The 15,485-nt window shown below is 42.2% G+C and carries 13 protein-coding genes; 5 read left to right on the top strand and 8 right to left on the bottom strand.

The annotated features are described in order from the left end of the window. Positions 1-85: 85 nt before the first annotated feature. Positions 86-2,323 carry an FdhF/YdeP family oxidoreductase gene (locus ACQY1X_RS17205; protein ID WP_430013209.1) on the bottom strand — a complete coding sequence of 746 codons (2,238 nt, stop codon included), beginning with the start codon at positions 2,321-2,323 and terminating at the stop codon, positions 86-88. 196 nt (positions 2,324-2,519) lie between these two features. On the opposite strand from ACQY1X_RS17205, the gene ACQY1X_RS17200 reads away from it, so the two are divergent. Next, positions 2,520-3,008 carry a sigma factor-like helix-turn-helix DNA-binding protein gene (locus ACQY1X_RS17200; RefSeq protein ID WP_002736581.1) on the top strand — a complete coding sequence of 163 codons (489 nt, stop codon included), beginning with the start codon at positions 2,520-2,522 and terminating at the stop codon, positions 3,006-3,008. Positions 3,009-3,037: 29 nt separating this feature from the next. On the opposite strand, the gene ACQY1X_RS17195 is transcribed toward ACQY1X_RS17200, so the two are convergent. From ACQY1X_RS17195 to ACQY1X_RS17180, 4 genes are read right to left on the bottom strand one after another with little or no spacing between them, the layout of a single operon-like run. Next, positions 3,038-3,928 carry a hypothetical protein gene (locus ACQY1X_RS17195; protein WP_069475148.1) on the bottom strand — a complete coding sequence of 297 codons (891 nt, stop codon included), beginning with the start codon at positions 3,926-3,928 and terminating at the stop codon, positions 3,038-3,040. 54 nt (positions 3,929-3,982) lie between these two features. Then, positions 3,983-4,171 carry a hypothetical protein gene (locus ACQY1X_RS17190; protein WP_287636579.1) on the bottom strand — a complete coding sequence of 63 codons (189 nt, stop codon included), beginning with the start codon at positions 4,169-4,171 and terminating at the stop codon, positions 3,983-3,985. Next, positions 4,171-4,323, bottom strand: coding sequence for a hypothetical protein (locus ACQY1X_RS17185; protein ID WP_002796188.1), 153 nt, complete (start codon positions 4,321-4,323; stop codon positions 4,171-4,173). The genes ACQY1X_RS17190 and ACQY1X_RS17185 overlap by 1 nt, the downstream gene beginning before the upstream one ends. Beyond that, positions 4,320-4,646 carry a DUF433 domain-containing protein gene (locus ACQY1X_RS17180; RefSeq protein ID WP_430013208.1) on the bottom strand — a complete coding sequence of 109 codons (327 nt, stop codon included), beginning with the start codon at positions 4,644-4,646 and terminating at the stop codon, positions 4,320-4,322. The genes ACQY1X_RS17185 and ACQY1X_RS17180 overlap by 4 nt, the downstream gene beginning before the upstream one ends. Positions 4,647-4,812: 166 nt before the next feature. On the opposite strand from ACQY1X_RS17180, the gene ACQY1X_RS17175 reads away from it, so the two are divergent. The 4 genes from ACQY1X_RS17175 to malQ all read left to right on the top strand — a co-directional run bounded on the left by ACQY1X_RS17175 (position 4,813) and on the right by malQ (position 10,348). Then, a complete protein-coding gene (locus tag ACQY1X_RS17175) occupies positions 4,813-4,983 on the top strand; it encodes a hypothetical protein (RefSeq protein WP_430013207.1) in 171 nt (56 codons plus the stop codon). 1,031 nt (positions 4,984-6,014) lie between these two features. Beyond that, complete coding sequence (locus tag ACQY1X_RS17170) at positions 6,015-6,719, top strand: hypothetical protein (protein WP_430014932.1); 705 nt, start codon at positions 6,015-6,017, stop codon at positions 6,717-6,719. A 639-nt stretch (positions 6,720-7,358) separates the two neighbouring features. Continuing rightward, positions 7,359-8,483: a hypothetical protein gene (locus tag ACQY1X_RS17165; protein WP_430014931.1), complete on the top strand. Its 1,125-nt coding sequence runs from the start codon at positions 7,359-7,361 to the stop codon at positions 8,481-8,483. Positions 8,484-8,845: 362 nt separating this feature from the next. Further along, the gene (gene malQ / locus ACQY1X_RS17160) at positions 8,846-10,348 is read left to right on the top strand and encodes a 4-alpha-glucanotransferase (protein ID WP_002737299.1); all 1,503 of its coding nucleotides are present in this window, start codon (positions 8,846-8,848) and stop codon (positions 10,346-10,348) included. 50 nt (positions 10,349-10,398) lie between these two features. On the opposite strand, the gene ACQY1X_RS17155 is transcribed toward malQ, so the two are convergent. From ACQY1X_RS17155 to ACQY1X_RS17145, 3 genes are all read right to left on the bottom strand, one after another. Continuing rightward, on the bottom strand, positions 10,399-10,824 hold the full coding sequence (locus ACQY1X_RS17155) for a hypothetical protein (protein ID WP_002735544.1): 426 nt from the start codon (positions 10,822-10,824) through the stop codon (positions 10,399-10,401). A 133-nt stretch (positions 10,825-10,957) separates the two neighbouring features. Next, on the bottom strand, positions 10,958-11,884 hold the full coding sequence (gene argF, locus ACQY1X_RS17150; RefSeq protein ID WP_002736751.1) for an ornithine carbamoyltransferase: 927 nt from the start codon (positions 11,882-11,884) through the stop codon (positions 10,958-10,960). Positions 11,885-12,248: 364 nt separating this feature from the next. Next, entirely contained in the window at positions 12,249-15,485 is a 3,237-nt protein-coding gene (locus tag ACQY1X_RS17145) for a tubulin-like doman-containing protein (protein WP_430014930.1), read from the bottom strand.

Below are 15,485 nucleotides of genomic sequence, written 5' to 3'. Positions count from 1 at the left end.
AGGAAGCCCTTCTGCTCGATTCGTTGGTTGGCTTGGTTAACTCTATTTCATTATTTCCAAAAAAGAAAATTAGAGGAGTTGATAACTAAAAAACCCAGACGGGAACTCGTTTATAAGCAGGAGTCCCACAGCGAGGATCGATTTTAGCTTTGAATAAAACATTGGTTTCGGGATAGAACATAAAGCCAACACCTTCGCGAATCGGACCGAAAATAAGTTCGATATTCTCTAATTTGCCGGCATCTCCTTGAACGGTGACTCGTTGATGTTCTTGAAAGCCCGCTTTTTTGGCATCTTCGGCGTTGATCAATAAACAATGACGGTGAGGCATTCCCCGATATTTATCGCCCACTTGATAAACGACGGTATTATGTTGTCCATAACTGCGTCCTGTTCCGAGAATCAGAGCAATTCCTGGTGCATTTTCTGGTTGATTGAAATCTTGCTTTTGCGGTGCTTTTAAAGTGGGTAAAAGCGTGACAGACATTTGCGCTTTTCCAGTCGATGTTGGAAAATGGGGTTCGGTAAAAATCCGTCCGCTAATGGTAAATTCTGTTTGGGTTTGATCTAATTGCCCGATCTTTTCATAACCAGGAATCGTTTTGGCGATTAACTGACGAATATAGGCGGTATCGTGTAATCTCGACCAATCAATCGGGTTTGTGCCTAAAACCTTGACGGCAATATTTGTTAACAGTTCTACTTCCGAGATGATATCCACATGGGAACCCTGTAGATGACTGCTTCCCCGCTCGTTAAAACGGACAAAATTATTGCCCGATTCGGTGGTTGTCGGGTGAGGATTTTCAAAACGAGCGAATACGGGTAAAATTATCGTATTTTGTCGGGCTAATCCCTGAAAATGTCCTAAATTTGGCTTAGTAGCTACATAAAAAATTGTATCAATTTGAGCTAAGGCTTTTTTGGCTTGAGTTAAATCTGGATTTGCTCCATAAAGATTACCTCCTAAACAGAAAAGAGTGTTAATTTTTCCCCGTTCGGCAGCTTCAATTAATGCCCTGGTATCATAACCGCCGGTTATATTTAATGGCTTTCCTAAAAGTTGAGCAAGTGCCTCGGCGATTTCCTGACGTAATCTCACTGTAACGCCCATGGAACCGAAGCCCTGTACATTAGAATGACCTCTGATTGGCATGGTTCCGGCTCCGATTTTGCCAGCATTTCCCGTCATTAAAGCGGTATTGGCAATACTGATAATATTATCTACCCCGTTTTCCTGTTGTGTAACCCCCATTGCCCAAGCGAAAACCACACGCTCTAAATTGCCGAAAAGGGCGGCGGTTGCTTCAATTTCTTCTCGGGACAAACCGCAGGTTTTAGTAATGGTTTCCCAGGGTGTTTGTCGGGCATAATCTATAACAGATTGCCAATTTTCTGTACGGGATTTGAGATAATCCCACCGCACTAAATTTTGTTCAATTAAAGATTTTTGTAATCCGACGAATAGGGCAGTATCGCTACCCGGTATCGGCTGTAGGTAGAGAGTTGAAATATCGGAACCGCCCCGCAATAGGGATTTAATCGGAAAAGCGGGTGAGGAGAATTTGACCAATCCGACTTCAATTTGCGGGTTAATAATAATAATTTTACCGCCGCGATCACGAATTTGAATTAATTCATTCATCAGGCGAGGATGATTAGCCGGAGCGTTAGAACCGATTAACACCACACAATCGGCTTGTTTTAAACTTTCCAGACTGACCATCGAAGTTCCGGTTCCGAAAACCTGTTTTAAGCCTACGGTCGAGGCGGCATGACAGAGATCGGAACAATCGGCTAAATTATTACTTCCTAATGCCCGGAAAAACAATTGTAAGAGATAGGCGGCTTCATTAGAAGAACGTCCCGAACTATAGGAGGCAATGGTCTCGGACGGTTGACGAAAAGCTTGTTCGGCTAATCGATACACTTCTTCCCAACTAATACGTTGATAGTGACTTTCTCCGGCTTTTAAGAGGACGGGATAACTGAAACGACCCAAGCGATCGCATTCTAGGGAGGTTAAGGACTGTAATTGAGCGAGATGATAGGTCTGAAAAAAATCGGTTTTAATACCTGGCATTAATTCGGAAGTAACTGCCTCGACACTTTTGAGACAACGTTGCAGACTTTCCCCCGCTTCGTTGACAAAACCGCCCTTTTGTCCTCCCGTTCCCCAAGCGCAAGCTAAACAGGCACTTTTATGATTCAAGGTTTGCCAGAGTTTAACCCCTTGAGGAGAGAGAGTTTTTTCTGCCCAATATTGCAATACGGGAAAACCCCCGCCCGCCTCAATTTTGTTGGATGTTTCTCGTTCGTTCATCGTTTTTTTCTCTCGATTTTTTCTCAAATTCATCCGATAGGGAGAGTGTACCCAGTACAGTTGAGTTTATCACCATTTTTAAAAAAGTGCATCAGCAAGACATAAACGACTGGGTAAGCTACGGTTAGTTGTTGACAATATCCCCTGATTGTGATTTTATCAGACTAGGGAAAGGTCTATTGAAATGATAATTCCGATGGATAAAAATGAAGACTTTCAACATTTAGAAGAGATGATCGCTAATCTCCAAGCAAAACAGAAACAGATTCTGAAAGGGATGTTAGATTATCCGATTGAGATCGATTCGGCAATTCGGATACTTTCGGAACCATCTCGGCAATTGGCAACAACTGCTCATAATTTAACCAGAGTACATAAAATACTTAAAGAATTGGAAAAACAAGGATTGGTTAGTTTCCACGATTCTCAATATTCTTTGACTGAGTTGGGAAGGGAAATAGTAGGACACCTTAGCGATAAGAGTCCAACCCCAAGACGAGATGCACAGAGAAAGGAAAAACTGCAAAAAAGCTACGATTTTTTAGAACTCCATAGACAAGGATTGAGCTATCAGCAAATAGGGGATAAATACGGCATAAGTCGCGAGCGTGTCCGTCAAATTCTTGCCAGTAACCCCGAATTTGAAGCTTATCGGCAAAAACAAAAGGAAAACAGTTATCGTTGAACGACTGTAAGAAGAGCGAGAAACGAAATTTACAATCTTTCCAACAATTCCTCGCGGGATAAATTTGCCAAAGAAAGAAGCAATCCGGTGCGTTCCGAGATAGGAAGTTGGGCGATCCGTTCCACCAGACCAGATAATTCCGAATCTAGGCTGCCAAAGCGTCCTTCCAGAAGACTGGCTATCAGCGAAAGTTGTCCCTCTAAAGTACCTTCTTGCTTCCACTCTTCCCTTTGTTGTAAATAAGCTGGTGATAGATTCATGATGTCCTCCTGTTCTTCGGTACTTAAATTATCTCTCAATTCTAAGTTTTTGCGCCAGTTGGCCAGAATTTCTAATAAATTCTCTCGAAAAGGATTGCGTTCTGGCAGTTCAACTAACTCTTCTACTGCTCGTTTTTGAGTTCCTCCTTTACCTAATACTCTTAACCATAAGGTGTCTTCATTTACTGGTAATTGATGAATGACGATGATACCCGCTTTGAGAGACTTCGCTAAAAAGTAAACCCCTGTTAACCAATTACTCTCATCGCTGTGAGTCCCGAAATCTTCAATCATTCTAGCTGAAAAGGTGGGCGTTAGAATCCAGAGAACTGGTAGTTCAGCTTCTGTTAGAGTTTTGTTTGACCGTTTCGCTTTTCTCAAGACATCCCCATGAACCGCGTATAACTTTGACAAACAACTGCGAATCTCTACCTCGGTCGGGGGATTGCGGAAAGGTTCAAACAAACAGGAAGTAGCCGCCATTTTTCCAAGTAACCCTAAAGGTAACTCAGTGGGAGTAGGTGAGCTAAATGGTTCAAACCAGACATCGATTTCTTGAACCTCACTTTTTACTTTCTTACTTTTTCTAATCGTCCCTAGAGGTGTTAGTAATTCCTCTAAATATTCCTTAGCAAATTGGTCATGAATTTGGCGAGTCATTCAAATTAATAATCAAGCATAAAAAGGACGGTAATAATCTTATTATATCATTAATTAAAAAGGAATCCAATCGACAATATCGATCCATTCTTCTGCTTCGGTAGTTTCCCAAATCATAATTAATTCTTCGGCTAGTTTTTCCATTGTTGTTGTGGGACGAATCCAAAACAGTCCCCAGATTTGTTGATTTTTTTGCCAATATTCCTCTAAATGTTCAGGCATACTGGTACGATTATCTGTCACTAAGAGTCGTTGAGATAATCAGGGTCAAGAGTTCCTAACGGTGGTGTATTCGGCTCTCCAATGCGTAAAATATCTATCTCTGGATTTAACCTTAAGACAGCAACTTTCAAGCGGGGGGATAAGGTTTCATCGAGTAAAAACTTGATTTTCATACCTTGACAGAATTTTGCCTTTGCTGTTTAATTCTTCTCATCTTTTCTCGTTGAGGTGAAGGATGTTTTAGTGCTTCATGGTAGTGAGTCTCTCGCCAATTCTGGAGGCGCAATAAATAGGCATCAATTTTTTGCCGATTCTGGAGATAATAAGTAATAGTCGCGTAGATTTTCTCTAAACTTAGATCAGGATAGATAGCATTTATTTCTTCTGGGGTATAGCCTTCCAATAAATAAAAGAGTACGTTATCAATTCCGAGGCGATTACCTTTGATTCTAATATCATTTTCGGAGATAAATAAAAAATAATCTTCTAGTTGCATAATTAATTGTTCCCTTAAATTTCTTTCATTTTTACCGCTTATTTATAGTATTTCCTGTTCACAGGAGGTACATTATCAATGTTAAAAAGTTTAATCAGCAAAGGTTTAACTGTGCCACACAGGTGTGAGAACCTCTATATTAATGTTTTATCATAATTAGTTTACCTTGTGCTTCCCTTGTTTTCAAACCTTTAACTGGGATAAACTGCCTCGCTGCCATAACCCCGGCTGCTATGCTGGCAGCCACTATGACGGAGCTACTTTAACGGGAAGTGTGGATTATCGGCTGGCCGCCGAAATATGTCGGGAACTCGATGCCATCGAGCGAAAGAATTGACGGGATTATCGAAATCCACCTATCGACTATCGGCAACCAGCGCACATCGACCGAGGAAAGGTCAGCGCGGCAGAAACATCAGGCTGTTTTGGGGGAATTGAACGGTCTTTGCTGATTTCGGCGGTCACTGTCCCTGCCTAACGCTCTCTAATGCCATTTTTCAAAAGTAATGGCAGAGATGGTTAATTGCCCTCAACCCCAACCCCTCTCCCGGAAAAGAAGAAAAGAGTAAGATACTTTGAGGTTGGGGAGGGCGAGTCCTCGTGCAGCAATTCTCATTTTGAAACGATTTTGCGTTGTTTCAGCGATCTAGAGATTCGTTAAGAATTATTAACCCCTCTAGCCTGCATTATTCACCAATTTCCAAAACCCTGATTATAACTGGACTTCCCACGTATAAACATACTAGCTATGGCTAAAAGTTTTACAGAGCCTGAGTTCAAGCAATATAATACAAATGAACTACTAAACACAAAATCCTGAAGTTCTTACGCAGATAGGGTTTGAGGCAAAAATTTTCAAATTTGACCTTTAGACCATTATAGCTTGTTTCGGGGCAGAAAATCAGCAAAAACATGGCTACAGAGGGAATCCCTTACTCTAGAGATTAATGACACTATCTGTTAAAATCAGGTTAGCGATCACTATACAGCTAACTCTACGGAATCGCTCTACTCCAGATACAGTCAACGGTACAGCCATTTTCAAGTGAAAAATGTACCCAGCAGTCTCTTTTCAATTTTTTCTGAGAAGCTCCACGCAGTAAGGGTTTTGTTAATTTTTTAGTATTTATTATTTATGTATGGGGGAAGTCCAGTTATAAGAGGCTCTCAAAAAACAGACTGTTTTTTAGCTATATCGCTGAATGACTTTCCTAACAAGGCTTTTGAGGATTTTCCCCAGTTTTCATGAATAACGCAGGCTAGGTGCAAGGGTTTTAAGGTCATGAAACCTTAAAATGAGAATTGCTGGGAAGTCCAGATATATGATAGAGTTTTGAGGAAATTACTAAATTAAGGAACTTATTTGAAATGACAGAACCACCAACCAAGAAAGGGTTTATAGAACAAGTATCTGAGCTTCTTGCAGACCATCCTATGGTAGTGGCACTAACAAGTCTTGTTGCTGCCTTTGGTCTAGGATTTGCGGCTGCAAGAGCAGTGCATGAATTTAGTGGGAATGTGGTTTTAAGCAAAAATAATTATGAGGTCAAAGAAAATAAATTTAAAAAATCAGAGGAAGAAAATCTCAAACTCACCACAAAAAATCAAAAACTCACCGCAGATAATAACCGCTTAAAACAATGTGAGGGGAATATCTCAGTCCCAGACTCTTCTTCCGAGAACAACAAAGTAGATGGTAATTTTATAGTAGAAGGCGAAATAAGTCCCTGTCGAGAAAAAAGACTTTGGCTAATTGCTTCACCGATTATGGAATATATAAATGAAAGAGGAGAGAGAGGCACTATATATGACAAAGATTGCTTTGTACAAGGAGAGGTAATAGAACGACCTAATGAAGAAACTTCCCCTAATAGTAATAGATTTAAATTTACCACAGGAACTACCTCAATCACTGATAAGCAGCAGTATAAAATTTATCTCCTAGCCGTCGCTGATGCAGCAACGAATAAAGAATTAATTCAGGCGCAGCGTACAAATAAACCTCAAATCTTATGTAGTACGGCTAATCTTCACCAAAATCAAGTAGCAATGATAACTGTTGATAACCGATAAAACGGCTCTACGAGTTGCCACTTCTTGTGCAGATATCACAATCCCTTCGGCTTCGGTTGAATAGTCTTTGCCGTCACTGTCCCCACCGCAAACTGCTCCCTAAGAACAGCGATCACACTTTAAATTCAAAAACACGCCACCGCCGTACCCGCCAAACCGATCTTCCGGTAATAGTCGGGAAAAGCAGACCCAGTGCTTTTTTATCTATAGAATTCTCCATCGAGAAACCATGCCAAAAGGCTCTAATTATTTCCCCCTTATTCAACTATTCTGATTCTATCTCCGATAATCTCAACCAATGAGTTTTTTTTCACAAAATTTAACGATTAGCCGACAATGAATCGTACAAATATCTAGCGATCGCTAAAGTGCTTAACAAAAGAAATTATAATCTTATCGATTTTGACCGTGCCACTATCCAAAGGAATAGATTAGATTTCTCGAAAAAACAGATGCGGGAAAATTACCGATCGATCACCCGAACTTTTTCCTTATCGGTAAAGATCGGGCGATTTGCCTATTCTTGCTATTCCTAATACATCCGAGAGCGCCCGTCCTGTCGAATTTATCTTTAAACCCTAACTATCCCCGTACAATTATCAGCATATCGATCATAAACCTTGAGATAGGTTGCACACCATGAGCGAATACCAATATTACGAATTCCAAGCTATCGATCGCCCCCTCACCCAAGAGGAAAGGGCTGCCATCTGCGAGCTATCGAGTCGCGTCAAACCGACGGCAACGACTGCCAGTTTCAACTATAGTTACGGCAATTTTCGCGGGGATCCCAAACAGGTGCTGGCTCGGTATTTCGATATCATGTACTACATCACCAACTGGGGAACACAGCAATTAATGTTTCGTTTTCCCACATCCCTGATCAACCGAGAAACAATTGAACTTTACTGTATCGATAATTATATCAGCTTATCTTTTGCGGGAGATTGGGCAATTTTAGATTGGGAATTTAGTCAAGAAGAGGGTTTTAATGACTGGATAGAAGGAGAAGGGATTCTATCGGAATTGATAGGATTACGCCAAGAAATTCTCCAGCAAGATTATCGAGGATTATATTTAGCCTGGCTGAAAGCTATTGACTTATCCGAGGGATATATAGACATCGATAAGACCCAACTAGAACCTCCTTTACCCCCCGGACTAGGGCAACTTTCTGCCGCTCAAAAGGCTTTTACGGAAATCTTTGAATTGGACGAACACTTATTAAATGTTGCTTGTGCATCCAGTGGTAAACTAACAACTATCTCGGAGCAAACTTGGCAACAAGCTATTAGCCAATTATCGGCTTCTGAACGCGAAGATTTCCTATTAAGATTGGCTAAAGGAGAACATAATTTATCTGCTAAATTCAAACAAAAGCTATCTCAATTAATCCCTAATTCTCCTGCTTCTAACCAGCCTCGACGCACGATCCAAGAACTTCTTGAGGCTGCTGCTGAGGAAGGAAAAAAGGCAGAAAAACGGCGACAACAAGAAGCGAAAGCCAAGCGAATTGAGGAACTACAAACTTTAGCTAAACGGGAAGCGCAAGTTTGGCAGCAAGTCGAGTCCCTAATTCAGAAAGCTCAGTCTAAATCCTACGATGAGGCTGTTAAATTGTTGGTCAAATTAAGAGATTTAGCCGAATATCAAAACCAGTTGGCCGTTTTCCAAGAGCGCCTGAACCGGATTTACGAGCAGTACAGTAACCGGTCTGGGTTGAAGAGGAGGTTACAAGAAGTGGGACTTACTGACAGTAAGTGAATCGCTCTTGAATTTTCGGCGGCTGCATCTCAATTTGGTCGAAATATCTATATTACATTTTGGGCGCACGCAGTTCGATCAACTCACTGACCACGATGCGCCCCTATCATTGGCGCAATAACTGACAAGCGATCGGTTTTTCCTCCGGGGTAACGTGGAACGTGATCCGAAGGAATCCTTTTCACTGGAAAGACGATCTGTTAATGTACGGCTGTAATGCCTGATTGTGTCCTATAGGTCTAATAAAGTTGTTAAGTATTGCCGTTATCGATCGAGATCGGGTTAGCTTGGAGATAGCAGTGAGCATTCAGCTTTAAACACTTAATAACTGCTAACCGAATCACTGATAAGGGGGTTTTTTCATGGCTTTTAGCCGTTCTAGCGGTATTTTGCTTCATCCCACCAGTCATCCCGGTCGTTACGGGATTGGAGAACTAGGTAGGGAAGCCTATCAATTTATCGATTTTTTGGCTCAAAGTGGTCAAAAACTCTGGCAAATTCTCCCTTTAGGCCCCACAGGGTACGGTAACTCTCCCTACATGAGTTTTAGCGCCATTGCCGGCAATCATCTCCTGATTAGTCTCGATCTTCTTCGGGAGAAAAACCTGCTTAGTGACGCAGATTTCGAGGATATTCCCGATTTTCCCCTCGATCAAGTGGATTTTGAGCGATTGATCGCTTGGAAAATTCCCCTACTTAGAAAGGCGGCGAGCAATTTTGTCAAGGGTTCTGACACAATTCTTTACAAACAGTTTGCCGGCTTTTGTGCTGGCAATGCCGATTGGTTGGAGGATTACGCCCTATTTATGGCTTTATCCCACGCTTACCAGGGTAAAGCATGGATGGAATGGCCGACAGAAATTCGCGAACGTCATTGGGGTGCGTTGGAAACACCGAAACAGGAGTTACAAGAGGAGATTTTTCTGCACAAATTCCTGCAATTTGAGTTTTTTGAGCAGTGGTTAGCCCTAAAACGCTATGCTAACTCCCTCGGTATCGAGATTATCGGTGATATCCCCATTTATGTCTCCCATAATAGCGCCGATGTTTGGGCAAATCCGCAGGTTTTCCGACTAGATACCCAAACCGGTAATCCCTTGGAAGTGGCCGGGGTTCCCCCGGATTATTTCTCAGAAACGGGGCAATTATGGGGCAATCCTCTCTATAACTGGGATTATCTCAAAAATACGGGCTTTGACTGGTGGGTACGCCGTTTAAAAGGGGTTCTTTCCCTAGTCGATATTATCCGTATCGATCATTTTCGCGGATTAGAGGCCTATTGGGCCGTGGCTTTTGGCCAGGAAAACGCTATTAATGGTCATTGGCTCAAGGCCCCAGGTTATGATCTCTTTAATACTATTGGCGCTCGTTTAGGTAAATTGCCGATTATTGCCGAAGATTTGGGCGATATTGACCAAGCAGTCCTAGATTTTCGCGATCACTTTGCTTTCCCGGGGATGAAGATTCTCCACTTCGCTTTTGGGGGTGATGCGGGTAATCCCTATCTTCCTTTTAACGTCGAACGCAACTGTGTGATTTATACCGGCACTCACGATAATAATACTACTGTGGGCTGGTTTCAGGATAACGCCAATGACTACGAAAAAGCGCGACTATATCAATATCTTGGCGCTCCCAGTGGTCAGGGAGTGGCTTGGGATCTGATTCGACTGGCCTATAGTTCCGTGGCTAATCAGGCGATCGTACCGTTACAGGATGTGTTAGGTTTAGGATCGGATGCGCGGATGAATACCCCCAGTGTCGCAGAAGGGAATTGGTCATGGCGCTATCGTCAGGAAGCTTTAACCGGAGAATATAGCGAGAGATTGCGAGATTTAGTCAATCTTTTTGGCAGAAATCGTTAAATATCAATCCTTTTTTCGAGACGTTACCCCTAACGTCTCTTTTTGTCTGGTTAATGTGGGTGAGAATTTTTTAGCAATCTTTGCCGGATGCGATCGAGATTTTCTCGACTATTGACAGGTAAATGGGGTAAGGGTAATTCTAAATTGGGCCAATTACTCAAATCATGGCAGGGACAGGATAAACTCGATTGGCCCAGCACTTCAATTGGTACAGGTATAGTACAACGAGCGCAGGGATGAAATTCCCATTGAGGGGAAAGTAAGTCTTGGATGGTTTGTTGAGTACCCTCTAGGTAACAATCGCCACTTTCAGGATCAAGCATTTTTTGCCAACAATCTTCAAACTCCGACGAATAGCGATCAGCATTGAAAATTGGCAGCGGAAATAGCATAGCTTGGTTTTTGGGACAAATAACTTTTTTTCCCAATTGAAACCAATGGGCGAGATATTTTTTAACGGCGGAGGTGTCTGACATATAGTTAGGTGTGGAGGCTGCCCTGATTATTGCTCTTACCATCAATCCTAGCGTTAACTTCCGGTGTCGGACAGGTCTTAGGATGATTGATGATCGAGTTTAATAATTATTTTAGGTAACTGAGCATCTGCAGCTAGATTAATCCCAATAAACTCACCATTAAAGCTTTTTGGGCGTGCATCCGATTTTCCGCTTGTTCCCAGACTTTTGATTGTACACCCTCGATCGCCCCGTCGGTAATTTCTTCGCCCCGGTGAGCAGGCAAACAATGGAGAATAATCGCATCTTTGTCAGCGTGACTCATTAGCTGTTCATTGACTTGGTAGGGCTGAAAAACGGGAATTCGGGCATCAGCGAGGCTTTCCTGTCCCATACTCGCCCAGACATCAGTATAGACTACCTGAGAGTCTTTTACGGCCGTAACGGGATCGTCGGTAATCAAGATTTTACTACCGGTTTTCTCGCCAATAGCCTGGGCGCTGGCGACAATTTCCCCATCGGGTTGATAGTTTGCAGGGGAGGCAACCCGCACATTTAACCCCATCAAAGCACCACCCAAGAGGAGAGAATTAGCGACATTATTACCATCCCCCACATAGGTGAGGTTAATTCCCCGTAAAGTCTGAAAAGTCTCTTGGATAGTCTGTAAATCGGCTAATATCTGACAGGGATGTTCTAAATCCGTTAAAGCGTTGATAATCGGGATGCGCGAGTAATTGGCAAAAGCTTCTAAATCCTCTTGTTTAAAGGTGCGAACCGCGAGAATATCGAGATAGCGATCGAGTACCCGGGCTGTATCGGCTAAGGGTTCCCCGCGCCCCACTTGGGTTACACTGGGATTAAGATCGATCACCTGTCCCCCTAACTGGTACATGGCGACGGTAAAGGAAACCCGGGTCCGAGTGGAAGCTTTATAAAATAGCAATCCTAAGACTTTGTTGCAGCTAGGGTTAAGATTACCAGCTTTAAGCTGTGCCGATAGATTGAGTAGGGCGCTGATTTCTTGGCTACTCATGTCGGTTATTCTTAAAACATCTCGTCCTTTTAAAGTGGCTACCATTGGTTTTTCTCTCGATAAACAGGGGTCTTGATTGGGTTTTATGGCAGTTAGCGATTAGCAAAAATCTTGAGTAAAGACCTTATTATAATCCAGTTTTTTCGCTATTAGGCAATTTTTCCCGAAAATTTTCATTTTGGGGATGTTAGTCCAGCTAACACCCCCACTTTTTCTGTTAAATTAGGTAGGTGTTAAAAATTGTCAGATTCCCCCCTTATCAAGGCGGATCCCCCCGCCTATCGGCACCCCCCTTATCAAGGCGGATCCCCCCGCCTATCGGCACCCCCCTTATCAAGGCGGATCCCCCCGCCTATCGGCACCCCCCTTATCAAGGGGGGCAGGGGGGATCAAACCCAAAATCTAATTTCTACTTAACTAATTTTGCCCCACACTTAGAACAAAAATTAGACGATGGAGGGTTTTTATGTCCACAATTACCGCAGATAATTAAAGCTGGGTTAGCCACTTCCGTCACCGGAGAAAGAGGAATTTCTCCACCGCTATCCAACTTATAGTTATGGATTAACTGCAAAATAATTGCATCTTCCCGTTTATATTCTGTATTGTCTTTTCCTCCTGTTAACTCCTCGGAACGTTGTTGTAAATATTCAATGAAAGTCCGATACAAAGCTTGTTTTTTCTCCGGAGTAGCTGCAGCCTGTAACTTAGCTGTCACCTGACTTTGAATTTTTTCCTTATCTTCGCGACAAGCTTTTACTTCTAACACCTGTACCGCATCTTCCCAACTGGTGGCGATATCGACTTTTTTTAATCCCGTTGCGGTTTTAATTTCATAGCGAATTGTTTTCTCATTAGTGACTCGATTGACTTCTGGGAAAAGCACTTTCAAAGCTCGGGCTGTTACCACCAATTGATAAATACTCGGATCTTCGGGAAAAACATCCCAGAAAGGCGGTTCCTTTTGGATATGCACGGGGATGGGTAAATCGCGATTTTCCCCCATTTGTTGGGCGCGTTTGGCGAGAATAAATTCTCCTTTCCAGTCCTGATAGGATTGGCGCAACTCTCGCATTCCCTCGAGACAACGTAGGGAAAAACCGCCAATTTCCTGCACGAAGACAAGACGATATTTTTCCACGTCTCCCAAGGGTTTAATATCGTCTTCGTTGGCAATAAATTCCCGCAGTTTCGGAATAATTTTTTGGGCTGCCGGGTTACTGGTATTTCTTCCCCCAATCAGGGCCACATTTTGATTTAATTGGGGTGTAAAACCCGCATCTTTTCCCCGCAAAACCGCAGGATTAAGCATAATTAGGGGTCGCGATTTTTGGTAGGCAATGCGAAGATTATTGATAATATCGGCATCGTTGTTATAGATTTTTAACAAGCGATCACAAGCAGCTAATTCCTGCTGAATGCGACTACTAGCGGGAGCATTTTGTAGGAGTTGATTAGCTTGGTTTAGGATAACTTTTTGAAAATCACCTTGACGAATATCGGCAATCTCGGTGATGTCAAATAAACGCATATTTTCATCGGAGCGCCGCGTTTCTTTCCAGAGGGGACTAGATTGCTTTAAAATCTCCTGTGAGAGGGGTAAACAAAGGTTATCCATACCCGTATCGTAGGCGTTTTTGTTACCAGCAATCCCCGAAGCAAATTGTTCGATAAAGTCTTGATAAAGACCATTTAATTCTTGTCTATCAAATAATTTAATCCCATTAATTAACAAAGCATCGGCACTATCAATCTGTTGGTTAGCTTGCAGATTAAATAGATCGCGACTTTGAATTAACTTCTGACGAAAGCGATTAAAACGGCTTTCTAATTGATTAAGATGTTCCAGTAAACGATTAATAACCTCTACTCCCGCACCTCTGGTTTTTCGTTGAATATTGGCCATTAAATAGCCTTCCAATCCCGTTAAAGCTTGTTCACAATATTCTTCCATCTTATCTTTTTTTGAGATATGAAGTTTATCTTTCAGATCATTAATTTCTGCCAAGGCTGTGTCGTATTCTCGTTGACGTTTACTTTCGTTTTGACTCCAAACCTGTTCTTGATCGCGACGGAATTTTTCTGCTATGTCGGTGAAGATTTGTCTTACTAAAACAATAAAACTCTCGGCAAATTTTACCCCACGGTTCCGATCCTCAAGGATATTATAAAACTCTATTTCTAGGGACTTTTTACCCCGTTGAATAATTTCATCCCGATTACTATAAATCTTTTTCAGGTAATCGCCGTGCATCCGTTCATCGGGACTCAATTCTAGTAAATGATTGCGTTTAAATTCCTCGACTCTTGGCGTTAAATAATCATCAATAAATTGCAGAATTTTTCCCTGTTCGTTGCCTAAAATATTAACACCCTGTTTGGTACAAGATAGCCAATTATCTTGATTGATTTCCTGACGAGTTTCGTTAATCCATTGGGAGATTATGGCAATTAAAGAGCGATCCTTGTCGGCACATAAATCCATAATTAATTCCCCTTCGCTCAAGCGCATTTTTTTGAGGATATCACCTCTTACTAAGTCCAACATTTGAGCGGGTAAAATCACGGAATCATTCAGCCACCAATTAATTAAATCTTTGGCTAAACGTTCCGATAAGGAAGTACGAATTTGGGCAATAGGAATTTCAATAGTTGATAGTCCAAAACTCATAAATTGCTTAGGATAACCGCGTCCCCCCGGGTCAGCTTGCGCCCAAGAACCCTTAATATTATCTCTAATAGAACGTTTATGGGGGGCAAAATCAGAGGTCATATCTAGGAAGATATTTTGGGCGATCATTTCCCGAATTTGACCGAGTTTAAAATCACCTTCGCCGTTTTTTGTCCCCACTAAATAGGTAAAATCAAAGGGTGGTAATTTACTAACCACTTCATCGACTAAACCGCTGCTAAACTGTTGCTGATATTCAGTTCTGTAGTCAGAAAAGTAATTTAATTCCATCAAGGCAGCGTAACCATTAGCCAAAACTCGATCGCCGACACTAATCCCCGCAAATGCTTCAGGAGTCGGAACAATTGCCGTACTCAAAGGACTACTTTCCCCTCGTAACCAATTACGAATACAGTAACCTAGATCGATTAACATTCCGCTACCCGTACCACCGTTTAAAGACCCCGTAGTAAAGACATTAATAGCACTATTACTAACTTTAATTCCATAGCGATCAAGCATAAAGTTTTCTTGTCCCTTTACCCGTCTCACCGCGTCTAGAAATTTTCTTTGGATCTCATGATAATTACAAAATAAAGCAAAACGACCACAGGCGCGAATTTGTCCCGCTCCCGCTTCCAGGGAAGTAATATTTCTCTCTAATTCCGGGGGAAACCAACTATTAATCCAGGGATATCTATCCATATCAGATACCATCTCCTGTACCTGTTTTCCACTCACCCGGGCCCAGTGTTTTTCGTTATCTTTAAAAGCACTGCCAGCAGCTTCAGGATTACTGATTTTATAATCCTTATCCGTGTCAACCACCAAAAAACTGACAATCGGAAAATTGCTCAAACTGCCATAACTTTCCTCGATTAAACGACGCAAGCGCGATAAAATCTCGTTACCCGTGCCACCAATACCCACTAAAACCGTGGGAACCATGCTTTTTTCTTCTACTGCTGCTGGCAT

Origin of the sequence: Microcystis protocystis FBCC-A270, from assembly GCF_050500235.1 — a bacterium.
Taxonomy (GTDB): domain Bacteria; phylum Cyanobacteriota; class Cyanobacteriia; order Cyanobacteriales; family Microcystaceae; genus Microcystis; species Microcystis ichthyoblabe_A.
The sequence above is the reverse complement of the archived record's forward strand: the minus strand, read 5'-3'. Positions and strand labels throughout refer to the sequence as shown.

Excerpts from the sequence above, each read along its gene's own strand:
- ACQY1X_RS17165 (WP_430014931.1), top strand. The coding sequence starts at position 7,359 with ATGAGCGAATACCAATATTACGAATTCCAAGCTATCGATCGCCCCCTC.
- argF (WP_002736751.1), bottom strand. The coding sequence starts at position 11,884 with ATGGTAGCCACTTTAAAAGGACGAGATGTTTTAAGAATAACCGACATG.
- malQ (WP_002737299.1), top strand. The coding sequence starts at position 8,846 with ATGGCTTTTAGCCGTTCTAGCGGTATTTTGCTTCATCCCACCAGTCAT.
- ACQY1X_RS17145 (WP_430014930.1), bottom strand. The coding sequence starts at position 15,485 with ATGCCAGCAGCAGTAGAAGAAAAAAGCATGGTTCCCACGGTTTTAGTG.
- ACQY1X_RS17185 (WP_002796188.1), bottom strand. The coding sequence starts at position 4,323 with ATGAAAATCAAGTTTTTACTCGATGAAACCTTATCCCCCCGCTTGAAA.
- ACQY1X_RS17180 (WP_430013208.1), bottom strand. The coding sequence starts at position 4,646 with ATGCAACTAGAAGATTATTTTTTATTTATCTCCGAAAATGATATTAGA.
- ACQY1X_RS17170 (WP_430014932.1), top strand. The coding sequence starts at position 6,015 with ATGACAGAACCACCAACCAAGAAAGGGTTTATAGAACAAGTATCTGAG.
- ACQY1X_RS17155 (WP_002735544.1), bottom strand. The coding sequence starts at position 10,824 with ATGTCAGACACCTCCGCCGTTAAAAAATATCTCGCCCATTGGTTTCAA.
- ACQY1X_RS17205 (WP_430013209.1), bottom strand. The coding sequence starts at position 2,323 with ATGAACGAACGAGAAACATCCAACAAAATTGAGGCGGGCGGGGGTTTT.
- ACQY1X_RS17200 (WP_002736581.1), top strand. The coding sequence starts at position 2,520 with ATGGATAAAAATGAAGACTTTCAACATTTAGAAGAGATGATCGCTAAT.
- ACQY1X_RS17195 (WP_069475148.1), bottom strand. The coding sequence starts at position 3,928 with ATGACTCGCCAAATTCATGACCAATTTGCTAAGGAATATTTAGAGGAA.